The following is a 24,597-nucleotide window of genomic DNA, read 5'->3' as shown; positions in this document are numbered from 1 at the left end:
GTTTAACCGGTGACAGGAAAATGACAAAACTGTCATTTTCCCAATAACCGATTGCTATCCGATCCCGCTTCCCTAGAATTGAAAGTCCGCACAACCAGTGCGAGAAGGAGAATGCGATGAAGGTCTTGATAGTCGAAGATGAGAAAAAAACCGGTGAATACCTGACGAAAGGCCTGACGGAAGCGGGTTTTGTCGTGGATTTAGCGGATAACGGCCTGAACGGGTATCACCTGGCGATGACCAGTGATTACGACCTGCTCATACTCGACATCATGCTGCCGGATGTAAACGGCTGGGATATCGTGCGGATGCTGCGATCCGCTAACAAAGGGATGCCAATTCTTCTTCTCACCGCGCTGGGCACCATTGAACATCGGGTTAAAGGTCTGGAATTAGGCGCGGATGACTACCTGGTCAAACCGTTCGCCTTCGCCGAGCTGCTGGCACGGGTCAGAACGCTGCTACGCCGGGGTGCGGCGGTGATTGTCGAGAGCCAGTTTCAGGTCGCGGATTTAATGGTCGATCTGGTCAGCAGAAAAGTCACCCGCAGCGGTACGCGCATCACCCTGACCAGCAAAGAGTTTACGTTGCTTGAGTTTTTCCTGCGCCATCAGGGGGAAGTTTTACCCCGCTCGCTGATCGCGTCTCAGGTCTGGGATATGAATTTTGACAGCGATACCAATGCTATCGACGTGGCCGTGAAACGTCTGCGCGCCAAAATCGATAACGACTTTGAGCCGAAACTGATCCAGACCGTGCGCGGCGTGGGATATATGCTTGAGGTTCCTGATGGCCAGTAAACGATGGCGACGCCCTTTTTCGCTGGCGACACGGCTGACATTTTTTATCAGTCTGGCGACGATCGCGTCATTTTTCGCCTTTGCCTGGATAATGATCCACTCTGTAAAGGTCCATTTCGCCGAGCAGGACATCAATGATCTACAAGAGATCAGCGCCACGCTGGAGCGGATTATTAACCAACCTAACGAGCCAGAATCACGCCGTCTGGAAACGCTAAAAAACGTGGTAGCGGGTTACTCGAACGTCATTATTTCTCTGGAAGATAGTAATCAGAAAGCCATTTTTCATTCGCCCAATGCACCCGATCTCCGGCAATTTATTTCCAGTGCAAGGCCGGATAAAAATGCCCATGCCAGCGATGTTTTTATTATCTCCGGCCCAACGCTACAAACGCCCAGACATGTCCACGGGCAGAAAACGTCGTCTAACTGGCGAATGATTCGCCTGCCTGTAGGACAGCTTACCGATGGAAAACCGGCATATACGCTGTATCTGGCATTATCGATCGATTTTCATCTGCACTATATTAACGACCTGAAAAACAAACTGATTATGACGGCATCACTGATTAGCATGATGATTGTTTTTATCGTGCTGTTCGCTGTCTATAAAGGCCATGAACCGATCCGTAACGTCAGTCGCCGCATCCAAAATATCACCTCAAAAGATTTGGATGTACGCCTCGATCCGCAAGCTGTTCCTATTGAGCTGGAACAGCTGGTAAGTTCGTTTAATCACATGATCGAGCGCATTGAGGACGTATTTAAACGTCAGTCGAACTTCTCGGCAGATATTGCCCATGAGATCCGCACGCCAATAACTAACCTCGTCACGCAAACGGAAATTGCGCTCAGCCAGACCCGCAGCCAAAAAGAGCTGGAAGATGTGCTGTATTCCAATCTCGAAGAGTTTAGTCGTATGTCGAAAATGGTCAGCGACATGCTGTTTCTGGCGCAGGCGGACAACAATCAGCTCATCCCGGAAAAGACAGCGCTTAATCTGGCTGATGAGGTAGGTAAAGTGTTCGACTTCTTCGAGGCCTGGGCAGAAGAGCGCGAGGTTGGCTTACGTTTTGAAGGACGCGCGTGCTGGGTTTCGGGCGATCCGTTAATGCTACGCCGGGCGGTGAGCAATCTTCTATCAAATGCTATGCGCTATACGCCAAAAGGCGAGTCGGTAACCGTACGGGTGAAAGAGGCGGACAGTCAGGTGCAGATAATCGTGGAAAATCCTGGCCCCCCCATTCCCCCACAGCATCTCCCCCGGCTCTTTGACCGATTTTATCGGGTAGACCCTTCGCGACAGCGCAAAGGCGAAGGCAGCGGTATTGGCCTGGCGATAGTGAAATCAATCGTCATCGCCCATCAGGGAAAAGTCTCGGTTTCATCCGATCAGCTTGCTACCCGATTTATTCTGACGCTGCCCAAGCACGCGAAATAATTACGGGTGATGACAGATATATGTCATCACCTGTTGTCTGACACAACCGTCATAATTCAGTCACGCCGCTGACCGACCTCGCCAATTATAATTTCTTCCGTAAACCCATACAGGAGAAATATGATGAATAAGATGTCCTCTTTTTTAGCTATCGCGTTTTTTATTTCAGCTGGCGTTAATGCGGCAGAGACGTCACCCCATGCACAATCATTTTCACAAATGAATGAACATGAAAAGGCAATGGTAGTACATCAGTCGACAAATAATGCTCATTCCTATGCCCATGAGCAGCAGGCGGAAAAACACCGTGCGCAGGCAAGCTCTACACGATAACGGATAACGCCAAAGGGCGCTGCGATCACAGCGCTCTCAAAAACCATGCATTACAGTATGCCGTTTGAATTCTGGAGACAGGTATGGCTTTAACCCTCACGGTATTGCTTGAAAACCGGCGTGCGGCGGGCGCGGATAAATCATTACGGGCAAAGCCTGGGTTAAGTCTGTTAGTTCAGGATGAAACCACCAGCATACTGTTTGATACCGGGCCGGACGACAGCTACATACTTAACGCCGCACAAATGGGCGTAGACCTGACGCAATTGACCGCCGTGGTACTGTCGCACGGTCATTACGATCACTGCGGCGGCGTGCCGTGGCTTGCGGATAACAGCCGTATCATTTGCCATCCCCAAATAGCCTGCGAGCGGTACGCTTCAATAACCCTGGCAGGAACGACAAGGAAAATAAAAAAACTCTCGCGTGATAACGACTACTCTCGGCTCATCATGGAATACACCCGCGAGCCGCTGACTATCAGCGAGCGCTTTTTGTGGTCCGGGGAAATCAGTGTCCCCACTCCGCAGGCCTATGGTGTTATTAGTAAGGAGACGCCCCAACCGGATTACATCAGCGATGAAGGCGTATTGATATATAAATCGGAGCGCGGGTTAGTCATCATTACCGGATGCGGGCATCGGGGAATAGAGAATATCGTACGCCATTGCCAGAACATTACCGGCATTAATCAAATTTACGCCCTCGTCGGTGGATTTCATTTACGTGCCGCCTCCCCCGCTAAGCTATGGCGAACCCGACAATTTATTAAGCAACAGCAACCCGAAAAACTACTCGGCTGTCATTGCACCGGTTCGTGGGGGCGATTATGGCTACCGGGAACTGACGCCCCGGCAACGGGAGATGTAATTGTGCTGGCAGAGTAACGACAGTAAACATGGCCAAAACAGCAATAAAAAACGGGAACCTCGCGGCTCCCGTTTATCAGCCTTCGTTACATAGTGACAATGGCTGGCTCATCAAAGACGGTGAGTTTTGGCGCTTCACCGGTGAATTTTTCTGCGTATACCAGGCTGGTATTCCCCGCACAGCCATTCGCCAGCCTTGAAGTCGGGATATCTGCCGTCAGTACGTTCGCGCCGCCATTTTTACAGATACCGTTTTCAATATCCGGCCATGCACCTTCATGGATACAGATAATTCCCGGTTTAATGCCGTCACTAACGTGCGCCCCCACCAGCACCTGCCCACGCGCATTCCATACGCGGACCAGATCGCCTTCGGCAATCCCTCTGGCTTTCGCGTCATCCGGGTGAATGGTGACCGGCTCGCGATTGGCAATAGCGTACTCTTTGCGCAGCGACGCGTAGTTCAGCTGGCTATGCAGACGATGCGCCGGGTGCGCAGTCAGCAGTTGCAGTTGATCTTTATCCGCAGTTCCTTTCCATTCATCGGGTTCAATCCATGACGCATGCGGCGGACAATCTTTATATTGATAGCCTTCAATCGTTTTCGAGTAGATTTCTATCTTACCGCTCGGCGTTCCCAGCGCATTCATCACCGGATCGCTGCGGAAATCCGCGTAGCGCACATATTTGTTATTCTTTTCATTCTCACGCATTTCGATCAGTTTATTCTGCTGCCAGAACGCGTTGAACTGAGGCATAGCGACACGTTGGGCGCGGGCGGCTTTTTGCGCGGCATCATAGAACTGCTTCAGCCACGCCATTTCGTCTTTGCCTTCGGTGTAGACCGCCTTACCTCCCGGCTTGAGCATCTCAGCCAGATCGGCAAATACGTCAAAATCGCTGCGGGATTCAAACTGCGGCGCGATGACCTGCTTCATCGGCACCAGGTGTTGGTTACTGTAATCACCGGTCATGGTCAGATCGTTACGCTCAAACGAGGTGGTGATCGGCAGGACTATATCAGCGTGTTTAGCCGCTGCGGTCCAGTAGCACTCAGAGATGACAACCAGTTCAGGCTTCTGCCAGGCTGTAATTAAGCGGTTAGTATCCTGATGATGGGTAAAGTTAGCACCGCCTGCCCACCAGATCATTTTGATATCCGGGAAGGTTTGCTCTTTACCATTATGCTGATATTTACCGCCTGGGTTTTCCAGCGCTTCAACAATTCGCGCTACCGGCAGGCTGGTTACCGCATCGGAAACCGCCCAGTCGTTACCCGCTGATGACCCCCCCTCAATTTTGGCGGAAATTGCTGGCAATACCCCACCCGTGCGCGTTGGGTTACCGCCGTTGGAATAATGATACGAGAATCCAAAGCCGCCGCCTTCGGTACCAATTTGCCCCAGCATCGCCGCCAGAGTCACCAGCATCCAGTGTTTTTGCTCACCGTATTGCTGGCGCTGAATCCCCCAACCTGCCATGAGCATGGTTTTATTGCTGGAGAAAATTTCCGCCAGTTTTTCCAGTTGCTCAGCAGGCACGCCGCACACGCCGGAAGCCCACTCGGCGGTTTTCTCTATTTTATCGCTCTTGCCGAGCAAGTATTCCTCAAACTGCGGATAACCGGTGGTGTATTTTTCCAGGAAGGCTTTGTCATGGAGATTTTTCTTCACCAGCGTATGGGCGATCCCTAACATCATCGCCACATCGGTCCCCATATGTGGCGCAATCCAGGTGGCATTATCACCAAAGAACTCAATGGTTTCAGAACGCATTGGATCGATGGCGATAACGCTTTTTCCTGATTTTTTCAGCAGATTAAAGTATTCAATCCCCTGTTCATCCGTGCTGCTCCAGGCAATTTTGAGGGTGTTGAGCGGGTTCATCCCCCACAGCACCACGACCTGACTGTGCTCAAGCACCATCGGCCAGGTGGTTTGCTGCTCATAGACTTCAACCGATCCCACGACATAAGGCATGATCACCTGCGCCGCCCCGGTTGAATAATCTCCGGTATGACCGGCGTAGCCACCGGCCATGCTCATATAGCGTTGCAGTAAGGTTTGCGCCTTATGCAGAACGCCGCTGGAGCGCCAGCCATAGGAACCGGCAAATATTGAGGACGGCCCATAGCTGCTACGGATCCGGCTATGCTGCTCATGAATGAGCTTCAGCGCCTGCTCCCAGCTCACCCGCACGAAAGGATCGTTGCCACGTTTACCATCCGCTTTACCCGGGTTTTCCAGATAGCTTTTGCGCACCATCGGATATTTAACGCGGATATTGGTATGAACCTGATCCGGCGCGGTTTGCTGTAACGAGTTCGGCACCGTTTTCGGCAATGCCCCTTTTGAGGAAACCACTTTGCCGTCTTTTACTTCCACGTATACCGCACCCCAACGTGCAGCCGTCAGAATCGCTCCGCCATTTTGGCCTTCGGCCCAGGCTGGCATTGGGATCACCGAAGAAATCGCCATTGTCCCGGTTGCCGCGCCAGCCGTCTTGATAAAGTCACGTCTTGTGAGTTTCATGATTTCTCCTGATTTATCGCTTATTTGTTCATGTCTTTAGCGTTGTACTGGAAGTAACGGCTCAGGATATCCAGTTCGGTTTCACTGATATTGGTGCGAGCGCCCATCCCTTTCGCTACTGAAGGCCAGGCGTTGAGCGTAAAATGATTCGCCGGAATTGGCGCATGGCAGCCCGCGCAATACACATTGTCGAGTTTGCGTGCGTAATCCCACATGGGTTCGCGGCTGGCGAGAGCGGAACCGCTCCATTCACCCTGCAGTACCACATCTCGCCACGCATTGCCGTAATCATCTTTTTTCCAGTCGGAGAGGATTTTCAGCGACTGCTGACCTTTTTCACTCAGGCTGGCAAGAATCAAACGCTGTCCTGCCGCGTAGTAAATGACCTGTTCACTTCCCTGCATCTGGCTCCCGCGAATCTCGACCTGTCGCGTATTGTCCGTTGATTTCAGGACCTGCATTTTTGTTGCAGGGTAAACGGTTCCCAAATCGCCAAGCGCGGTGTTGCTTACGGCATAAAGCTCAGTTGCCGAGGCAGGAGTGGAGGCTGACTGTGCTTCAAGCCCTTTGAGCGCGCTGTCATCCATTTTTACTTCAGGTGGGAAATGGGCGACGCCTTTGTGGCAATCAATACAGGTTTGCTTTTCCGCGATGCCCATTTTGTGCATTTTCTGCGCATCTGCGCTTTGTGCGGCAAGATCCATCGCGTCCATGCTGTGACAGCTACGGCAGGTCGCAGAATCACTCGCCTTGAGCTGTGCCCAGACGGTTTGCGCCATCTCCAGACGGTGTTCTTCAAATTTTTCCGGGGTATCGATTTTTTTGGTTATGAACTGATGATAAACATCTTTTGAGGCCCGCAGTTTAGCCACCAGATAATCCAGGCCGCCTTGCGGGATATGACAATCCGCGCACTCTGCACGAATCCCTTTCTGATTCTGAAAGTGAACCGAACCGGTATATTCCTCATAGGGGGCCTGCATTGTATGGCACGATAAACAGAATTCCGTGCTTGACGTTTTGTGCAGGGTCCATTGCCCTGCCAAAACGATAACAGCCCCAAGAACAATGGACAGCAGCATCGTCCAGAGGATGGTTTTATTTATTTTTCTCATCTTTTATTCCCACAAGACGAATACTCTTTAATGGGTAGACAATAATTACCCTAACGCGGCTACTTATTGATATTCATCAAACACAGAGGAAAATGAGAATCAGCATGCGGGTAAGTTTGAAGGGGTTCGCATAATTAATGAGAACGAAATGTAAATATCAAATTTCGTTTAAAATCAGAATTTTAAACCAAGCATAAGGTTGGATTAACTATTAATTTAATAAACATCAGAATAAAAGTTTGATAAATATTAAAAGCTGCTGAAATTAACCCCTTGGTGACACCCGTTATATAATTAAATATATAATGAAAACACATAAAAAAGAACCCTTTTCTGTTTTTTGATTACACGTATTAATGAAGATATCTGTCTTGCAGTGTTGCTCAGATATACATTTATGAGCAGACTTGCGACACACGCCTTTCATTGACGCGCATTTATGCACGCAACCTTGATCTGGTCACTTATTATACAGAGCCAACTTTCGCTACACTCAGGGTAGAGGTAAACAAACAGGAGGTAGTGAATATGTATCGCTCAATTCTGGTGCCCATTGATATCTCTGAAACCGATTTAACCCGCCATGTTGTTCCCCAGGTCCAGGCGCATGCCAAAACCGCTAAGGTCCACTTTTTAGCCGTTATTCCTACCGTTCCGTTTTATGCCTCGCTGGGGCTGGCCTACTCTACCGAATTTCCGGACAGAAGTGGTCTGCAGGCCAAGGCCAGCGAAAAACTCGAAGAAATTATTAAGCAGTTCAATATTCCTGCTGGCAGGAGTCAGACTCATGTCGTTTATGGCCCGCCGAAGGACCAGATCCTCAAGCTAGCGGAAGCGGTTGACGCCGAGCTTATTGTCATCGCCTCACATAAGCCCGGTTTTAGCACATATCTGCTGGGGTCAACGGCGGCAGCCGTCGTACGCCACGCGAAATGCCCAGTGCTGGTTGTGCGGTGATAGGGTTAAAATGGGAGCGAATTTGCTCCCGTTTTTTGTGGCTTAGGCCATCACTCAGTTCTGATTATCCAGTCTGACCAACGCCAGCAACAGCTGACTCAGCGCGCCGTAGAAACCAAAGTCATCATAGCGGCGGCATTTGGCGGTGAACGTCGGTAACCAGCGTAACAGCCCCACCAGCGTTTCTCTGCGCAGTGCATCAATACGCTGGCGGCTAAGCCCGGACTCTCCGAGAGAAAAATGCAGATGGCTTAACAGTTCGATAAAAATCGCCAGATGATCGGCTGACTCGCTAAACGTATCGCTTACCTGCATGCCCGCATCAGATAACAATTGTTTAATAACTCCGTAATTCTGCCCGCCTTCCAGATGAGCCGACGCATAGGGTAACGCCGCATGTTTGTCCGACATCAGAAACAGGCTGCAAAAATCAGCCGCCAGTTCCAGGGTAGCGTCTTCGCGCACCTGAAGCGCAGCAATTTTCTCCTCCAGCAAAAGAACTTCCGCCTCAAGCGACGGTTCATCTTTTAGCACCGCGAACCACTCAGCCATTTCGCTGGCCTGTAAAAGCGCCAGGCTTTGGTCGTCACGCTCCCGGGAAAACAACTGCGCCAGCCAGGCGTAAACGCAGGCTATCTGTTCTGTGGTCAGGGAAGAGCGTTTCATCATGACGTCACCTTCTCTGCCGGGACATATTCGCACTGCGCCACCATTTTTATCGGGCCGCTGAACGCCGTCACGTTATCCACTTTGCCGGTATATTTCTCAATTTCCACCAGCGTAGTATGGGCGCTGGTTGCCTGCGCCAGTTGAGACGTGCCGATATCTAACGTTAACACGTTCGGATTGCCGTATTTACACAGCGCCCCGGTTTCTCCACCGTTGTCAGGATCGTACCAGGCACCTTCGTGAATACGCGCCACGCCCGGAGTGTAAAGATCGGAGACAACCGCTCCGGCCAGTACTTGTCCACGTGCGTTAAACACACGGACAATATCACCGTTGCGAATCCCCCTTGCGCTGGCATCCTGCGGGTTGATAAATACCGGCTCTTTACCACTTACCGCATAATGTTTACGTAGCGCTTCAGATTCACAAAGCTGCGAGTGCAGACGGAAATCCGGGTGAACCGATTGCAGATGCAGCGGCCAACGCTGCGACCCCGGCCCACCGTGGGAACGTTCGATTTTCTCAAACCACATCGGATGCCCCTGGCAGTCGTCATACTGCATATCGGCAATCGTTTTTGAGAAAATCTCGATCAAACCACTCGGCGTACCCAACGGCTCAAGATCGGGATCTTCGCGGAAGGCCTGATGACGAACAAACATCTGTGGATGTTCGAATTCAACATACTCCTGCTGATTCCAGAAAACGTCAAAAGCCGGGAGATGAACCCCGCGCCCTTTCCCCTGCTGGCTACTTTCCTGCCAGATCCGTTTCAACCACCCCATCTCATCCAGCCCTTCGGTGAAGGCTTCTTCACGATTAAAGAGGCGGCAAAGATCGCGGAAAATATCGAAATCATTACGCGCTTCAAACTGCGGCTGCACCAGCTGTTTCATAGCGATAATGCCGCGGTTAGAGTGGTTGCCATACTGGTCGAGATCGTTACGCTCAAACTGGGTCGTTGCGGGCAAGACGATATCGGCGAATCGACAGGTCGACGTCCACTGATTATCGATGGCGATAACGGTTTCCAGCTTACGCCAGCCTTCAATAATACGGTTGATCTGCTGGTGACGATGGAAAGGGTTAGTCCCGGCAAAAACGCACATCTTTAACGGCGGCAGCTTGACGGTTTTTCCGTTCCAGTTAATTTTTTTGCCCGGTTCCAGAATCGCATCGATAAAACGTGCGATCGGAATAGTGCTGCTGTAGCCCTTAAAATCGGTGCTGTCATGTACAGGCGCAACGGTAGTGGAACCAGAAAATCCGCTCAGGATAACGCCTTTACGCCCCGGGGTGCCCGCGCCGTTGTAGTGCCAGCCAAAGCCAAACCCACCGCCGGGTAAGCCGATTTGTCCAAGCATTGAGGCCAGCACCACAATCATCCATGCCCACTGCTCCCCGTGCTGCATACGCTGCACGCACCAGCCGGCAATAATCTGCGTTCTGCCGCCCGCCATCTGCCGTGCCAGTTCACGAATCGTATCGGCATCAATCCCGCATATTTTTTCCGCCCACTGCGCATCTTTAGGCTGTCCGTCACTTTCGCCCAGCAAATAAGGCAGAAATTGCTCAAACCCAACGCAGTAGTTATCAAGAAAATGCTTATCGTAGAGCTTCTCGGTAAAGAGCGTGTGCGCCAGCGCCAGCTGTAGCGGCACATCAGCCTGCGGGTTCACGGCGATGTGCTTAACCTTGTCGCGGCCCAGGTAGTCGTGAGTCGAGGTGATGACCGGATCAACGCTGATAACCGAGATCTCGCCGCGCGCCACTTTGTCCTTCAGTTGCTCGTAGTATTCATAGACATCATGATCCGGACACCACCAGTTCGCCTGCTGATTTTTAATCAGGTCGGAACCCCACAGCACAATCGTTTTGCTATTTTTCAGTACCAGCGGCCAGGAAGTCTGCTGTTCATATACCTCCATTGACCCGACCACGCGCGGCAGGATCACCTGAGCAGCACCGGTGGAATAGTCGCCCCCGGTACCCACGCTGTTGCCATGCAGCGCAATGGCGCGCGCCAGCATCCCGGAAGCATTATGGAACATGCCGGTTGATTGCCAGCCGCTGGCCGTCAGCAGCGCGCTCGGACCATAGGTCTTCTGAATGCGCTCCAGCTCCTGATAGAAGAAGTCCAGCGCTTCATCCCACGAAACGCGCACAAAGCGGTTATCTCCGCGCTGTGTGGTATCGCTCTGATGGCGTTTACGCAACCAGTCGACGCGGACCATGGGATAGCGAATACGCGTGCCGCCATGTACGTGATCCGGCAGTCCGGCGATCATTTTTGACGGGTATTTATCATGCTCAAACGGTTTGGCCTCAATAAAACGGCCATCAACAACAGTGGCACGGATTGCCCCCCAGTGAGAACCGGTCAGGATCCCCTCTTTGACGCCAGCTCCCTGCACCTCTGCAGCATTGGCGCTACGGGGCGTAAGCAGAGAAGGTCCCAACATACCGGCTACGGTCAAGCCGCCCAACTGCAGTAGAAAACGTCGGCGAGATGCCTGAAAGAGATCGTTATTTTTCATTGCTTTCTCCCTTATCGCCATGCGGCTTCTCCGTAGTGTCAGAGGCATTCATCTGCAAATATTTCAGCAAGGTACGTTCTTCACGTTTATCCAGACTGGTAAATCCAATCATGCCGTTCAACGTGCCAATCCAGCCGTTAGCGTCAAAGTGTTCTTTCTCTGGCGCGCCGTGGCATTGGTTACAGGTTCCGTTATAGAGCGAGTCGGCATAGGCCCAGATAGGTTTGATGTCGTTGACCATATCGCCCTTTTGCATCCAGGCGGTGGCCTGCAGCTTGCTCCACTGCGTATTCGTTTCCGCGACGGTAGTTTGCTCCAGATTTTTCACGTGCTGCTGGATGTCACCACGAATGGAGGCCACAAAAATGCGCTTGCCCGGCAGTTGCGCCAACACGCGCTGGCGTCCGTTACTCTCGGTCCAGCCCACAATTTCAATTTGCAGCCAATCACCATCACGCTTTAACACTTTTACTTCAGAGGCGGGTAGCAGTGAGCCAGCAGGTTCTTTATCACCCTTAGCGGCATAAATAGGCTTGATGTCCAGAGAGTAGAGCGTATCGCCATCGTCGTTCGCCCTGGCGCGTAACTCGTCAAACTGTTTGCGGAAACCACTGCTCATATCGGGAAGCTGGTGCGCGATACCTTTATGGCAGTCGATACAGGATTGGTTGTCCTTGGCCGCAATCTTCATCTGGCGTGCGGCTTCAGGATGCTGCTTAGCATGATCCATCGCATCATAGTTATGACAGGAGCGGCAGGTAGCAGAGTTGTTCTCTTTCATCCGTGTCCATTCTCGCTCCGCCAGCTCGGCGCGTTTGGCCTCGAATTTTTCAGGCGTATCTATAGAGTGGGCAACAAAGGTCTGATAAATATCGTTGCTTGCTTCCAGCTTACGCTTCACCATGCCCGGAATATCTGAAGGAATGTGACAGTCATGGCATTCTGCGCGCACTCCAGAGGCATTCTGAAAATGCGCGGACTGTTTATATTCTTCATAAACCGGCTGCATGCTGTGGCAGCTCACGCAAAACTCGGTAGAGCTGGTTAATTTGATGCCAACGTGCGGCAAAACGATCAGCGCGATACCAACCACAATCCCGATGACGACCAGCGCCAACACTGACCAACGTGCGCTCGGTCTGAGTAGCGCCCTCCAAAGTTCCCGCATAATAGCCCCTGTAATTATATGGTTTAGTTACAGAGGATCTTATTTCTCAAATGTGAACAGCAACACTGGTCAGGATGAATGGCTTACGGCAAAATGTGAACAGATATGAACAGAAAGAGACAGCAACCAGGATGTCGCATCACATTGTAATTGTTGAAGATGAACCCGTGACCCAGGCACGGTTACAGGCTTATTTTGAACAGGAAGGTTATCATGTCTCTGTCACCGCCAGCGGAGCCGGCCTGCGTGAAATCCTGTCGCAGCACCCTGTGGATCTTATTCTGTTGGATATTAACCTCCCGGATGAAAATGGCTTAATGCTGACCCGTGCCCTGCGAGAACGTTCAACGGTAGGGATCATTCTGGTAACGGGCCGTAGTGACCAAATTGACCGTATCGTTGGCCTGGAAATGGGCGCTGATGATTATGTCACCAAGCCGCTGGAGCTACGTGAACTGGTGGTACGGGTGAAAAACTTGCTCTGGCGGATCGACCTTGCCCGTCAGGCGCAGCCGGAGGCCAAAGACAACTGCTATCAGTTTGCCGGGTATTGTCTGAATGTCTCTCGTCATACCCTGGAACTGGGTGAAGAGGCGATCAAACTCACCCGCGCCGAATATGAAATGCTGGTCGCTTTTGTCACCAATCCGGGGGAGATTCTCAGCCGCGAACGTTTACTGCGCATGCTTTCGGCACGACGGGTGGACAATCCAGACTTACGCACCGTAGATGTGCTGATCCGCCGTTTACGCCACAAGCTACGAGCGGATTTACTGGTGACGCAGCATGGGGAAGGCTATTTTTTAGCGGCTGACGTGTACTGATACAGATAAACAGGACGGAATCCGCCGGGTGACAGCGAGCACTTAACATGCTGGCTGTCGGCATTTTTCGGGGTGAGCACCAGGATCGGTGGGCTGATATTTTCCGACACCGGTTGCCCTTGTAATATCCTGATAGCCTGCTGAATCGCCAGTTCACCTTGCCAGACCATCTGATCGCTGGCAGCCATTATGATTCTTTCGCGTTTAAGCCCGCGATACACCTGGTGCGACAGATAAAAAGAGACTACGGTTAGCGGCGTGCCCTGATTCCGCGTCTCCCCCATGGCGGCTTCCGCAGCAATTGCCGTACCGGCCACTACGTCAACATCCGGGTGACGCTCAAGCATCTCCTGCAACAGGTTGCGCTGAACTTCAATATCATTATCCCCTAACGCCACATCCACAATGTGCACCTGACTGCCGGCAATCGCCTGGCGGAATCCTTCCACCATCTCACGACTGCCTCCGGCGTCGTCAGGCCCGGGCAATAATAAGACCTTTAGCGGTTTACCGCCGCTCCACTTAACCAGATAGCGGCCTGGCTGATACCCCATCTGAAACCACGGAACCCCAACCCGCGCCTTTACCGTCGCGTCATGGATCGCATTCACCACCTCAATAACAGGCAGCGATCCAACCTGGGTCTGCAAATCTGGAAAAGTCGTCGTGCTGCTGCCTAACAAAATGGCATCCGCGCCCCATTGCTGGCACTGAGCGATTTGAGATTTTTGCATGTTTAACTGACGATACCCTCCCGCTTCAAGCACCTTCAGGCTCACTCCGTATTTTTTCGCCGCCTCAAGCATGCCGTAATTTACGGAAAGCCAGTAAGAATCCTTCAGGCTGGGATACAGCGCGCACAGTTTCCAGATTTTGTTTGCAGTAACGTCCGTTTGCGGCGCCGGGACAGCCTGCTGGCTATCCTGCCAGCGCAGTAGTGCGGGCACGGTCGCGTGACCCAGACCGGGAAAAAGCGTGATAAGCAGGAAAACCAATACGCGCATGATAGCCTCATCATTGATAAGGCTTTATCCTAGTTGCTTTCCTCTTTTCGACTCAACCTTTTTAATCTGTGGCGACCAGACAGTGAATTTATCTCTGACCAAACGACTGTGGATAGGCTTTGCGCTGATGGCGGCGCTGACCCTCATGAGTACGCTGGTAGGCTGGTATAACCTGCGTTTTGTCAGCCAGGTTGAGCAGGCCAATACCCAGGCGCTGATCCCGACCATGGACATGGCGCGCCAGCTCAGCGAAGCCAGCGCCTGGGAACTGTTTTCCGCGCAGAATCTGACCACCGCAGATAATGAAAATATGTGGCTGGCTCAGGGGCGTATGTTAACCGCCCAAAGTCTGAAAATAACCGCATTACTGAAAACTCTTCGCGAACAGGGCTTTGATACTTCGGCCATTGAACAACAGGAAAAAGAGATCGCCCAGTCGTTAAGCCATCAGGGGGAAATGGTTGGCGAACGGCTGAAACTGCGCGAGCAACAGCAACAACTCAGCCAACAACTTGTTGAGGCTACCGCCAACGTTGCCGAAATGGCGCGCGGGCAGGCCAGTAATGCCGCCACCTCGGCGGGCGCTACGCAGGCAAGCATTTATGATTTAATTGAAAGCCATCAGGGGCAGGCGGCTGAACACGCTCTCGACAGGCTTATCGATATTGATCTGGAATATTATAACCAGATGAATGAGCTGCGCCTGAGCGCGCTACGCGTGCAGCAAATGGTGATGAATCTGGGGAATAACCAGGCGCAGAATAACCTGGCGGCGCTGGAAAACCAGCTGAATGCCGCCGTCAGAGTGCTTCATCGCCGACAAATACGCATTGAAGATCCGGTGGTACGCGCTCAGGTTGCCGACGCAGTAAATTCAATTAGCCGTTATGTCGATCTGCTGGCCCTGTATCGTCAGGACAATGACATTACTACCCGCTTACAGATCTTATCGCAAAACAATATCGAGCAATTTACCCGTTTCAGTAGCGAAGTCAGTCAGTTGGTGGAAATCATCGGCCAACGCAATCAGACCGGGCTGGCGCATCTCAAACAGGCCAGCCAGCGCGGGCAAACGCTGCTGCTGCTGTTAGGTGCGGTATCATTATGCTTGTTAATTCTCATTCTTTGGCGCGTGGTTTACCGCTCGGTCACGCGTCCGTTGGCGCAGCAAACCCAGGCGTTACAGCGTCTGCTTGAAGGTGATATCGACTCCCCATTTCCGGAAACCGCAGGCGTTCGCGAACTGGACACCATTGGGCGGTTGATGGATGCCTTTCGCGCCAGCGTTCACGCCCTGAATAGCCACCGCGAACATTTGGCCGCTCAGGTTAAAGCACGCACCGCCGAGCTGCGGTCGATGGTGTCTGAACATCGGCTGGCGCGTGCGGAAGCCGAAAAAGCTAACCAGGCAAAATCGGCGTTTCTTGCCGCCATGAGCCATGAAATACGCACCCCGCTATACGGAATCCTCGGCACTGCGCAGTTGCTCTCAGACAATCCCGCACTGGCGCAGCATCAGGAGAATCTGCGCGCAATCACCGACTCTGGCGAGTCTCTGCTGACCATCCTCAACGATATTCTTGACTATTCCGCCATCGAAGCGGGCGGAAAAAATGTGGCCATCGGTGATGAACCCTTTGAGCCCAGGCCATTGCTGGAAAGTACGCTTCAGCTCATGCACAGTCGCGTTGCGGGTCGCCCGGTCGCATTGATTATGGATTTTGCCGACGACGTACCCGACTCCTTACGCGGCGATCCGCGCCGCATCCGGCAAATCATAACTAACCTATTAAACAACGCACTGCGCTTTACCGATCGGGGGCACATCATCCTGCGTAGTCGGTGTGAAGACCAGGATTGGTACATTGAGGTTGAGGACACGGGATGCGGGATTGATCCTGCCCGTCAGGGCGACATTTTTCAGCCGTTTGTTCAGGTAAGCGGTAAACGTGGGGGAACCGGGCTTGGACTCACCATCAGCGCCAGCCTCGCGCAGGCGATGCTGGGAGAACTCAGCGTCACCAGCACACCAGGGGTAGGAAGCTGCTTTCGTTTGCGTCTGCCATTACGGGCAGGCGCGATGCCGGTAGCGAAATCCGTTCCACGAGCGATATCATTACAGGGTTTACGCATACTGCTTATCGAGGATAACCCTCTCACGCAGCGCATCAGCACAGAAATGCTCACCCTCAATGGCGCACAGGTTACCGCTGCCGACAATGCCGCTGCGGCACTAACCATACTGCAGCAAGACGCCCATTATGATGCCGCCCTGGTTGATTTCGATCTTCCGGATATCGACGGCATCACGCTGGCGCAGCAGTTAACCTGCGCATACCCAATGCTAAATCTGATAGGCTTTAGCGCGCACGTCATCGACGAAACGCTAAACCAAAGAACCAGTACCCTGTTTCTCGGCGTTATTCAAAAACCGGTTCCCCGGGATGAACTCAGTCGGTTAATTATGCATTATTTGTACGGTTACGCGCCTCTCCCGGTTGCATCAGAAAATGACAACAAACGGTTAGATACCCAGCAATTAGCCGGAGATATTCAGCTAATGGGATGGCAAAAGGTACACGAATGGTTAGCGCTCTTTAAGCAACATACCCTTCCTGTATTAGATGAGATTGATAATGCGCGCGCAGCACACGATCGCGAGAAGATAAAACGTCTGGCGCATCAGCTAAAAAGCAGTTGCGCCAGCATGGGAATGCGTTCTGCCAGCAGCGTTTGTGCCGCACTTGAACAACAGCCGTTAGCTGATTTTTCACTCAGGGAGGAGGTACAACTCAGTCTTAAGGAAGTGGAAACGTGGTTGGAAAAGGAAAATTCATCGCAATTCGCTGAAGCTGGACATCTGAAGTGATGTTGAGATGGTACGCCCTGTAGGATTCGAACCTACGACCTACGGCTTAGAAGGCCGTTGCTCTATCCAACTGAGCTAAGGGCGCATTGCGAAGTGATTACTTCATGCAGATGAAACGCGTGAATTATACGGTCAGCGCTTGCTGAGTCAATGCCTTTTGTTTCGGTTGCTGGCGAAGTGTACGAATGTTGATTTTTTCTGCTCGTTCAAGGGTATCCAGGAAATCACCTGGTAACAACTCAGCCCGCAAAACGTCAGATTTAGGGATACATGTATTTAGAATATTTATGATTTTGCTTAACATTCCTTTATCCCCTCTCCCGTGGTTCAGGAACTCTTTAATGTTAAGTATCGCCATCAAGGAAGAAAACAGTCACTTTGAACATGGACTGAAAATCATCATCTCCCATCTGGCAAATCAATGGCACCAGGAGATTTGCTTTTTACCGGTCGAAGATATCGATCGCGCTGACATCGCGTTTATCTCCCTGGATGAAGATTGGCTCAGCGCCGATTGCTACCAGGTTCCTGTCCACACCAGGCGCCAACACCGGGTGGTCATCTGTAGCAAAAACGATAAAGATAAGCTGATGTTCCGGCCCTGCTTGTACATGCTGCCACTGATTTATCGGGAAGATGACGTAGACGAGATAACCAAAAAACTGGTTCTCATCCTGCAAAAACGCGCGCTGCGCAATAGCGTGCCCGCAACTATCTGCCATTACTGCACCACTCGTAACTTTTCAATCGAAGAACGTCAGTTCTTAATGTTTCTCGCCAGTGGGTATACCTTAGCCGAAACGGCCCACCTGCTCTCGGTAAGCGATCTCCAGGCCAAAGCTACCCGCCGCAGCATTATGAAAAAGCTGCATGTGAAAAACGATCAGCAATTCTTAAGATACATCCGCGCGCATCTGAACTTTCTACAAAATTAGTCGGAGTAGTTCTGCCTAATTTTTATTGAGAAATATCTCATCATCGATTAAGTATCGGCTCCTACTGTACCTGGCTTCAGGCTGCCAGAATTATCGAGCCATACTATTTCCGGGGTAACAGAAAGACATACCCGGTAATATTTTATCTAATCTCAGAGAGAGGCTGAACTGGATAAAACAAGCTTTTGGGCATTGAGTAAGACATCAGAAAACTTCCGGCAGATTATTCTGATGGGATACGCAATTGCCAGTCTGATGATTGTTGAAGCACTGAAACCCAACGGCACAAGTAAACTCACCTTTGCGCTGGCAAAAGTTTGGTTCAGGGATGTTTGTAGTCAGCAATTTATCCAGACCTGCCGCAACAGAAATGGAATGGAAAAGGATGCACAGCGCAAAACGCCGGGACCGCTATCGCCGTATACGAAACGCTAACTGTACCTGGCAATATCCCCACTGTACCTCACAGGTATTTGACCGGCTCGAGTATCTGGCGCAAAAACTCGAATACACATTACCGGACGACACTATATCTCAGGCGATAATTACGACAGACTACTATCTGGCCTATGCGCTGAGCCGGCATTTATTTTCAGGCACTCGCACGGGGATCTTCCAGAGCGTTGAATCGGCGTTGCTCAGCATGCAAGAGCCGGTAATTAGCCAGTTAGTGATTGACATAGAAGGCTTAACAACTCCTTATTTCGATATACTTGAAGGTCTGCGTCAATTAATTAAGAAGCGTAATGACATTCAAATCTTCATAATGCTATCGAATCGCGATGAAGACCTTACCTCTTTTATTTCACTGTCTGGTCCATTTTATATCTTGTCACGCAATTTACGCCTCCCGGAGATGCGTCACGCCTTATTATATCCGGCTCTAAACTATATTCATTCCAGGCGCATAAACCAGCTCGATTGGGAGATGATTGCCTTACTTTTACAAGGTAACTCATTAAAAAAGATTGCATTGTTACAGACTCTCCCCTACCACCGCATCATCTATCGTCTGAACAAGTTGATTACGCGCCTGGGATTGCCCAGCAGGCAACGCTTCTTACATCTGATACATCGCCTCAACGTTACCTCTCCTCATTTTAATTAACACCATAACCTCCTGTCCCATAAGATTTTTTAAGAAATTACTTATTCTTGAATAAGAAAACAGATCTAATTTTTACAAAAATTTAATATTTACAACTATTCCTGGTATTATGTCTGGTGCGACTGTCACAGTAAACCTTACAGATTCTGTGCATTTCAATATAAAACCACCTTAATGCCGCCTTAACAAAACCTAAACAATTAGTTTATCATATCGTTTTTACTGTTTAAAAAAATTTTTCAATCTGCCATAATTCGAACTGCAGATAAATAATGCCAATAGCCATTAAGACACCTGGATCTTTCAGAACATCCTAACTGACATTAACAACCGGGATGTTGTAAGTCTTTTCCGAAAGAACAGAGCAGGTATAATCCCCACAGTTTCCTGATTAATTGTTAGTTTTCCCGGTGTGAAATGGATTTTCCACAAATTCATTGTTCTGCAGAAGAACAACCGAATAAACAAGGATGAAATAATATTTATTCGGCTCTCCCTCAGAACAATTCTTGGCTATTTGACAATATTATAACGCCTGATGTTTTATCAAATTCGCAAGATACGCAAACAGTTTGAGGCATACAACAATGAAACCAGCATCCGTTATCATTATGGACGAACACCCTATTGTCAGAATGTCGATAGAAGTACTACTCGAGAAAAACAGTAATATTCAAGTAGTGCTGAAAACCGATGACAGCCGTACGGCAATAGAACACCTGCGCACGCACCCGGTCGATCTTGTCATTCTGGATATTGAACTACCTGGCTCTGATGGGTTTACATTACTCAAAAGAATAAAGTCATTGCAGGAGAAAACTCGGGTACTGTTTCTGTCCTCAAAATCTGAGTCATTTTATGCCGGGCGTGCTATCAGGGCCGGTGCAAATGGTTTTGTCAGTAAACGAAAGGATCTCAATGATATCTACAATGCGGTAAAAATGATTTTATCGGGATATTCTTTTTTCCCTTCGGATACCCTTAATTTCATTAACAATATAAATGCACAGAAAGGCGTCTTGAATGACATGCCGCTCTCTAACCGCGAGGTTACCGTTTTGCGTTATCTGGCAAACGGGCTGTCCAATAAGGAAATTGCTGAGCAGTTGTTACTCAGCAATAAAACGATTAGCGCTCACAAGGCGAATATCTACTCCAAGCTCGGATTACACACCATCGTTGAGCTGATTGATTACGCAAAAATGCATGAATTAATGTAATAACACTCCCGGCGAGATGTCGTTCGGGAGTGTTTTGTCAGCACATTGATTAGTTATAGTTAATCATAAACGTGGCATCAGCCCTGGCGAGACCAGGCTGAACCCCGTCTGCTAACGCGATATAGTTGGCGAAAAAGGTCAGCGTGGCATTGCCGTTCTCATCAATCCCCACGGTCTGGCTGGCCTGTTCGAGCGGCAATCGCGTGCGATCGCTGTCATGCAATTCGATCGCCACCTTTTGCGCCATCACCGCATCATCAAGCGCCAGCAACGTCGTGCCTGGGGCCGGTGTTCCGGAAAACGTTATCGAAGCGGATCCGGGCGGGCAGCCTTCCAGCTTCAGCGTAAACGCGACCGGTTGCGTGGTCTCTCCACTGGTCTGAAGCTGCTTTGTCGGCCAGGTGCCTAGCTCCACAGACTTGTTGCTGTCGCTGGCAATTACCGCACAGGTAAAGTCCACCACGTTACCGCGCAGTTCAATATTGATTTCTCCCAGCGACGAAGCGGCATGGCACAACGAACTGAATGTCAGCAGAGACACCATTGCCAGGAGTGTCCCTGCGGCGGGCGTTTGCTTGTTAGTCATAATCCACTCGCAGATAGCCACGGGCTGTAAAGGGTCCTTCGGTGGGCTTATTGCCCGTCACGCTGACCGGCCATGCCCGAATGCCCACGCTTGCCGCGGCGTTGTCGTCCAGTTGAAACGGAATCGTGCTGGACAGATTATTAGGCGTCAGCGGTCTGCCATTGCCGTCGGCGACAATAAAACCTAAATCTGAGTTATCAGAAACCATCATTTGCCCGGTGGCTTTCTCGGCCTCTACACGCATGGTTAAGTAGGCCTGTGCGGCGACGTTGGTGCATTTTATCGCCACCGTTTTGGTCTGCGGATTAATGCCTTCTGGCCGGTTTCCCGCCCCCGCCTTGCTAAACAGTGATGCGCCAATATCACCAAAATCAAATTCGACAATCTGTCCGGCGTTCACCTCACAGTTTTGTGGAACCTCCACCTTGCCGCTGTAGCTGATGGTGTAAACCGGCGTGCTTAACGCATCTCCGGTACTGGTCGTAACATAAACGCTGAACATCGTCTGCCGGGGGATCGGCACCATGTTAATAAACGGGCGGATCACTTTGAGTTTAAACACCAGCTTTGAATCCATTACGCCAAAAGGCTGCTGCTTAGATACGTTAGGGTGAGTCCCCATGCGGATATAATTACGAGGAGGATAAAACAACCCAGCGTAGCTGTCGGTGATGCTCATGGCCCCCAGCAGGTAGTCATTGAGCTTCAGGTACTGAAATCCACCCTCGGTACTTTGAACCGGCAGTTCAGTCACATAGCTTCTATAGGTGTAATTTACCGTTGTCCCAGCCGGACAGGTGGCATTAACGCCAACCCAGCCCGATTTTTCCGGTAACGTCACGACCTGACCCGGCTGGTTGTTGCTGCTGTTAAACACGTTCGACAGATCGTAAAAAACATCCGTTGGTGTGCCATTCGAGTTTTGGCAGACCGTCGCCCAGGACGAATGGGCCATCAGCAGTAAAGCACTTCCCAGTAACAAACCCGTTTGTCGTTTCATCGTATTATTCCTGTCGTGCCGTTGGAGATTCGCACGTCACGTTCGTGATCGTCACCGCCTGTTTCAGGCTCTCTTCAGGCAAGGCATAGCGCGCCGTGCAGCGAGCTTTTGCGCCTTCTCCCCATTGGATCAGCAACTCGCCTTTTAGCGGCAGACCACTGAGATAAATTTGCCCGTCTTCACCCACCATACTGGTCACACCGCTGGTGTTCTCCCGCACAACGGAACCAAACGGCACGGGTTTACCGGCATATTTCGCGGTAATCAGTGCCCGCACGCCGATTCGCGTATCAAACGCCGCCCGCACCAACGCCCCTTGCGTTGGCACTACGCTGCTGACGTTATTTTCCACATCGGTATTGTTGTTCATGGAATTGGTGTCTAACGCGACGCGGTTATAGCGATAGACGGTGGCATACGGCATCACCGCGTATCCACGCCAGTCGGTTTGAACGCCGGTCTGGTTTTCTATCCGCACCCCCTGCGCGCCAGGCGCTTTAATCAGCACGTTGGTATCGCCCAGAGGCTGACTGAGCGTAATGCCGTCCGCGTGACCCACCACGCCGCCGGAGAGTTGCCAGTTGTAGTCATGCTGGTCGCGGTCATAGTTGTATCCCACGCCGAGCGTGCCATAGGCCGCCTGCCAGTTGGCGCTGGCGTTTCCACTATAGCCATTGGTGCTACTGTGCCCTTGATTCACGCTGTAGCTCAGGTTGCGTCCATCCAGCAGCGTACCGCCGACTCCGCTCTGCCAACTGTTTTGTCCGTTGCTATTGCGGTTGGCATTAAAGGTGGCGTAGGTGCGATCGAGGGCGTTGTCACGCGAGTAGCGCCGCCCGCTTAGCAGGCTGAACGGGACTGACATATTGAACGCCAGAATACGGTCGGTGTCGGAGATGCCAACCGATTCATTCCACGACCAGGAGAGTGAATAGCTAATCCCCTGCCAGCCACTGGCATAGCCTACCTGGTACCAGGTATTGGTATCTGAGGTATTCCAGTACGTTTGCTGGCTACCCGAGACATACAGCGATCCGTAATCCCCCAGATTCTGCGAAATGTTTATCTGGAAACGACCTTTTTTGCTGTAGCTCAGGTTGTGGTAGCTCTTCACATTGGGCACGTCGTGGCGATTGCCCTCACTGTCGTATTCGTACTCATAGCCTTCCATACTGCGGTACGCGACGTCATCGAGGGTATAGAAGCCACGCGTTGAGTAGCGATACCCCAACAGCTGGAAGTTAGTGCCAAAATTGTTCAACGATTTCGCATACAGGAAACGCAAAGACTGCCCCTGGTGCGTACTGTCATCCGCCAGTTGGCTACGCGCGTGGGTAAGATCGACAGAAACCGCCCCCCAGTCCCCGAGATTTCGACCAGTGCCTAAAACCATCGCGGTGTAGCGTGAAGCCAACTGCGTACCACCATATGCGGTGTAGCCTTCTGGTAACCCGGCAATTAATGTTCCCTGGAAAAAGAACGGTGAGGATTGCTGGCTATTGCCACTGCGAAAATCCCCGGCGACCACGTCATACTTGAAACGCCCTTCTCGCTGTAATAAGGGAACCGTTGAGTACGGCACCGTATAGCGTTGCTGACTGCCGTCTTTCTCATCCACAGTGACCTCAAGGTCACCGCTGGATGACGTCGGGTTGAGATCGGTTATCGAGAACGCGCCGGGTGAAACATAGCTTTGATAAATCACATAGCCATTCTGACGAATGGTCAGTTTCGCTGCGGTACGCGCAATGCCACGAACGGTAGGCGCATAGCCTTGTAAGCTGTCAGGATACATACTGTCTGAGGAATAGAGCCGCGCACCGCGAAACCCGACGCTGTCAAAAACGTCGTTGCCGGTGTTGCTGTCGCCCATCACCAGTTCGCCTTTCAGCGGGATAATCGCGCGCTGAAGCCATGTACCGATGTTTTTCCAGCTTTGTGAATGGTATCCATCGCCCCTGGAATAGCTCCACGCGCCGTTATTTCTCAACCGCCATGGGCCATAGTTCAGACCACTGAGCATACTCAGGAAATAGCTGTCCGCATCACTGCCGCGACTGCCGGTAAAACTGTAGTTAACCAGCGCAGCCGGGATCCCTTCATCCCACTCTTCTGGTGGGATATAGCCACGCGCGCTGTTTAACATCGACGCTTGCGGCAGGCTGACGTTGAGGCGCAAGGTAGAAAAATCAAATGCAATCTCGCTGCCTGGAATCGCTTCAGGCAGATTGATGCAGGTATCGTTCGGGTCCTTACTGAGTGCCGGAAACGCGGCGATATTGACGCCAAGGCGTTTCACCCAGTCGAGTCCAAAACACGGCATCAGCCCACCAGACTTCTCCCCGGCTTTTCCCGCACTGGTCGCAAAACGAATATCCTGAGTGGCCACAAACTCATCGTTGCGCCAGATATCCACGCGATAAACGCCTTCAGGCTGGTGATTGCCTTTTTCAAAGCGTGATAAATCCGCCACGGTTGCCGTATCCGCAGATAAAAAGGCCGGATTAAAATAGCTTTCCCCATGGCTTAAAGAGGGAAAGAGCGCCGCCAGCGTGGACAACGCCACCCCTGCCAGCGGTGGCGTAACCCCCGGTAACAGGCCAGGAAAATACGTTGTCTTATTCATCGTTA

General features: G+C 51.3%; 20 protein-coding genes and 1 tRNA gene. 10 read left to right on the top strand and 11 right to left on the bottom strand.

The window, feature by feature from the left end; translation table 11 throughout:
* Positions 1 to 116: 116 nt before the first annotated feature.
* The 4 genes from cusR (at position 117) to LA337_05670 (ending at position 3,461) form a co-directional block, all read left to right on the top strand.
* Complete coding sequence (gene cusR / locus LA337_05685) at positions 117 to 800, top strand: copper response regulator transcription factor CusR (GenBank protein UBI17189.1); 684 nt, start codon at positions 117 to 119, stop codon at positions 798 to 800.
* The gene (locus tag LA337_05680; GenBank protein ID UBI17188.1) at positions 790 to 2,241 is read left to right on the top strand and encodes a Cu(+)/Ag(+) sensor histidine kinase; all 1,452 of its coding nucleotides are present in this window, start codon (positions 790 to 792) and stop codon (positions 2,239 to 2,241) included. The genes cusR and LA337_05680 overlap by 11 nt, the downstream gene beginning before the upstream one ends.
* A gap of 123 nt (positions 2,242 to 2,364) precedes the next feature.
* A complete protein-coding gene (locus tag LA337_05675) occupies positions 2,365 to 2,574 on the top strand; it encodes a hypothetical protein (protein ID UBI18407.1) in 210 nt (69 codons plus the stop codon).
* A gap of 83 nt (positions 2,575 to 2,657) precedes the next feature.
* Entirely contained in the window at positions 2,658 to 3,461 is an 804-nt protein-coding gene (locus tag LA337_05670; protein UBI17187.1) for an MBL fold metallo-hydrolase, read from the top strand.
* Between the two features lie 68 nt (positions 3,462 to 3,529).
* On the opposite strand, the gene LA337_05665 is transcribed toward LA337_05670, so the two are convergent.
* Positions 3,530 to 5,974, bottom strand: a complete 2,445-nt coding sequence (locus LA337_05665; GenBank protein ID UBI17186.1) for a trimethylamine-N-oxide reductase 2 — start codon at positions 5,972 to 5,974, stop codon at positions 3,530 to 3,532.
* 20 nt (positions 5,975 to 5,994) lie between these two features.
* Positions 5,995 to 7,089, bottom strand: a complete 1,095-nt coding sequence (locus LA337_05660) for a NapC/NirT family cytochrome c (protein UBI17185.1) — start codon at positions 7,087 to 7,089, stop codon at positions 5,995 to 5,997.
* Between the two features lie 528 nt (positions 7,090 to 7,617).
* On the opposite strand from LA337_05660, the gene uspF reads away from it, so the two are divergent.
* Complete coding sequence (uspF, locus tag LA337_05655) at positions 7,618 to 8,046, top strand: universal stress protein UspF (GenBank protein UBI17184.1); 429 nt, start codon at positions 7,618 to 7,620, stop codon at positions 8,044 to 8,046.
* A gap of 54 nt (positions 8,047 to 8,100) precedes the next feature.
* Here uspF and torD read toward each other — a convergent pair whose 3' ends face one another.
* The 3 genes from torD to torC are packed head-to-tail and all read right to left on the bottom strand — an operon-like array spanning position 8,101 to position 12,420.
* Positions 8,101 to 8,715, bottom strand: coding sequence for a molecular chaperone TorD (gene torD, locus LA337_05650; GenBank protein ID UBI17183.1), 615 nt, complete (start codon positions 8,713 to 8,715; stop codon positions 8,101 to 8,103).
* Entirely contained in the window at positions 8,712 to 11,252 is a 2,541-nt protein-coding gene (gene torA, locus LA337_05645) for a trimethylamine-N-oxide reductase TorA (protein UBI17182.1), read from the bottom strand. Before torA ends, torD begins: the two co-directional genes overlap by 4 nt.
* On the bottom strand, positions 11,242 to 12,420 hold the full coding sequence (gene torC, locus LA337_05640; GenBank protein ID UBI17181.1) for a pentaheme c-type cytochrome TorC: 1,179 nt from the start codon (positions 12,418 to 12,420) through the stop codon (positions 11,242 to 11,244). The genes torA and torC overlap by 11 nt, the downstream gene beginning before the upstream one ends.
* A 131-nt stretch (positions 12,421 to 12,551) precedes the next feature.
* Between torC and torR the strand changes: the two genes are divergently transcribed.
* The gene (torR, locus tag LA337_05635; GenBank protein UBI17180.1) at positions 12,552 to 13,244 is read left to right on the top strand and encodes a two-component system response regulator TorR; all 693 of its coding nucleotides are present in this window, start codon (positions 12,552 to 12,554) and stop codon (positions 13,242 to 13,244) included.
* Here torR and torT read toward each other — a convergent pair.
* Positions 13,217 to 14,248, bottom strand: a complete 1,032-nt coding sequence (gene torT / locus LA337_05630; protein ID UBI17179.1) for a TMAO reductase system periplasmic protein TorT — start codon at positions 14,246 to 14,248, stop codon at positions 13,217 to 13,219. The genes torR and torT overlap by 28 nt on opposite strands.
* 82 nt (positions 14,249 to 14,330) lie before the next feature.
* On the opposite strand from torT, the gene torS reads away from it, so the two are divergent.
* Positions 14,331 to 17,117, top strand: coding sequence for a TMAO reductase system sensor histidine kinase/response regulator TorS (gene torS / locus LA337_05625; protein ID UBI17178.1), 2,787 nt, complete (start codon positions 14,331 to 14,333; stop codon positions 17,115 to 17,117).
* 8 nt (positions 17,118 to 17,125) lie between these two features.
* Here the strand turns inward: torS and LA337_05620 are convergent.
* A tRNA-Arg gene (locus tag LA337_05620) sits at positions 17,126 to 17,202 on the bottom strand.
* 39 nt (positions 17,203 to 17,241) lie between these two features.
* Positions 17,242 to 17,421 (bottom strand): hypothetical protein, encoded by a 180-nt coding sequence (locus tag LA337_05615; GenBank protein ID UBI17177.1) that lies wholly within the window; start codon positions 17,419 to 17,421, stop codon positions 17,242 to 17,244.
* Between the two features lie 37 nt (positions 17,422 to 17,458).
* Between LA337_05615 and fimW the strand changes: the two genes are divergently transcribed.
* The 3 genes from fimW to fimZ all read left to right on the top strand — a co-directional run bounded on the left by fimW (position 17,459) and on the right by fimZ (position 20,380).
* Positions 17,459 to 18,052, top strand: a complete 594-nt coding sequence (fimW, locus tag LA337_05610; GenBank protein UBI17176.1) for a fimbria biosynthesis transcriptional regulator FimW — start codon at positions 17,459 to 17,461, stop codon at positions 18,050 to 18,052.
* A 301-nt stretch (positions 18,053 to 18,353) separates the two neighbouring features.
* The gene (locus LA337_05605) at positions 18,354 to 19,160 is read left to right on the top strand and encodes a fimbriae Y protein (protein ID UBI17175.1); all 807 of its coding nucleotides are present in this window, start codon (positions 18,354 to 18,356) and stop codon (positions 19,158 to 19,160) included.
* Between the two features lie 587 nt (positions 19,161 to 19,747).
* Positions 19,748 to 20,380, top strand: a complete 633-nt coding sequence (gene fimZ / locus LA337_05600) for a fimbria biosynthesis transcriptional regulator FimZ (protein UBI17174.1) — start codon at positions 19,748 to 19,750, stop codon at positions 20,378 to 20,380.
* Between the two features lie 49 nt (positions 20,381 to 20,429).
* Here fimZ and sfmF read toward each other — a convergent pair whose 3' ends face one another.
* From sfmF to LA337_05585, 3 genes are read right to left on the bottom strand one after another with little or no spacing between them, the layout of a single operon-like run.
* Positions 20,430 to 20,924, bottom strand: a complete 495-nt coding sequence (gene sfmF / locus LA337_05595; GenBank protein UBI18406.1) for a fimbria assembly protein — start codon at positions 20,922 to 20,924, stop codon at positions 20,430 to 20,432.
* A gap of 34 nt (positions 20,925 to 20,958) precedes the next feature.
* On the bottom strand, positions 20,959 to 21,966 hold the full coding sequence (gene fimH / locus LA337_05590) for a type 1 fimbria D-mannose specific adhesin FimH (protein ID UBI17173.1): 1,008 nt from the start codon (positions 21,964 to 21,966) through the stop codon (positions 20,959 to 20,961).
* 4 nt (positions 21,967 to 21,970) lie between these two features.
* Complete coding sequence (locus tag LA337_05585) at positions 21,971 to 24,592, bottom strand: fimbrial biogenesis usher protein (protein ID UBI17172.1); 2,622 nt, start codon at positions 24,590 to 24,592, stop codon at positions 21,971 to 21,973.
* Positions 24,593 to 24,597: the final 5 nt, after the last annotated feature.

Origin of the sequence: Citrobacter europaeus, from assembly GCA_020099315.1 — a bacterium.
In the GTDB taxonomy this organism is placed as follows: domain Bacteria; phylum Pseudomonadota; class Gammaproteobacteria; order Enterobacterales; family Enterobacteriaceae; genus Citrobacter; species Citrobacter europaeus.
The sequence above is the reverse complement of the archived record's forward strand: the minus strand, read 5'-3'. Positions and strand labels throughout refer to the sequence as shown.

Excerpts from the sequence above, each read along its gene's own strand:
- uspF (UBI17184.1), top strand. The coding sequence starts at position 7,618 with ATGTATCGCTCAATTCTGGTGCCCATTGATATCTCTGAAACCGATTTA.
- LA337_05660 (UBI17185.1), bottom strand. The coding sequence starts at position 7,089 with ATGAGAAAAATAAATAAAACCATCCTCTGGACGATGCTGCTGTCCATT.
- LA337_05585 (UBI17172.1), bottom strand. The coding sequence starts at position 24,592 with ATGAATAAGACAACGTATTTTCCTGGCCTGTTACCGGGGGTTACGCCA.
- sfmF (UBI18406.1), bottom strand. The coding sequence starts at position 20,924 with ATGGTGTCTCTGCTGACATTCAGTTCGTTGTGCCATGCCGCTTCGTCG.
- LA337_05680 (UBI17188.1), top strand. The coding sequence starts at position 790 with ATGGCCAGTAAACGATGGCGACGCCCTTTTTCGCTGGCGACACGGCTG.
- torD (UBI17183.1), bottom strand. The coding sequence starts at position 8,715 with ATGATGAAACGCTCTTCCCTGACCACAGAACAGATAGCCTGCGTTTAC.
- torA (UBI17182.1), bottom strand. The coding sequence starts at position 11,252 with ATGAAAAATAACGATCTCTTTCAGGCATCTCGCCGACGTTTTCTACTG.
- fimZ (UBI17174.1), top strand. The coding sequence starts at position 19,748 with ATGAAACCAGCATCCGTTATCATTATGGACGAACACCCTATTGTCAGA.
- LA337_05675 (UBI18407.1), top strand. The coding sequence starts at position 2,365 with ATGAATAAGATGTCCTCTTTTTTAGCTATCGCGTTTTTTATTTCAGCT.
- fimH (UBI17173.1), bottom strand. The coding sequence starts at position 21,966 with ATGAAACGACAAACGGGTTTGTTACTGGGAAGTGCTTTACTGCTGATG.
- torT (UBI17179.1), bottom strand. The coding sequence starts at position 14,248 with ATGCGCGTATTGGTTTTCCTGCTTATCACGCTTTTTCCCGGTCTGGGT.
- cusR (UBI17189.1), top strand. The coding sequence starts at position 117 with ATGAAGGTCTTGATAGTCGAAGATGAGAAAAAAACCGGTGAATACCTG.
- torR (UBI17180.1), top strand. The coding sequence starts at position 12,552 with ATGTCGCATCACATTGTAATTGTTGAAGATGAACCCGTGACCCAGGCA.
- LA337_05670 (UBI17187.1), top strand. The coding sequence starts at position 2,658 with ATGGCTTTAACCCTCACGGTATTGCTTGAAAACCGGCGTGCGGCGGGC.
- fimW (UBI17176.1), top strand. The coding sequence starts at position 17,459 with ATGTTAAGTATCGCCATCAAGGAAGAAAACAGTCACTTTGAACATGGA.
- torC (UBI17181.1), bottom strand. The coding sequence starts at position 12,420 with ATGCGGGAACTTTGGAGGGCGCTACTCAGACCGAGCGCACGTTGGTCA.
- LA337_05665 (UBI17186.1), bottom strand. The coding sequence starts at position 5,974 with ATGAAACTCACAAGACGTGACTTTATCAAGACGGCTGGCGCGGCAACC.
- LA337_05615 (UBI17177.1), bottom strand. The coding sequence starts at position 17,421 with ATGTTAAGCAAAATCATAAATATTCTAAATACATGTATCCCTAAATCT.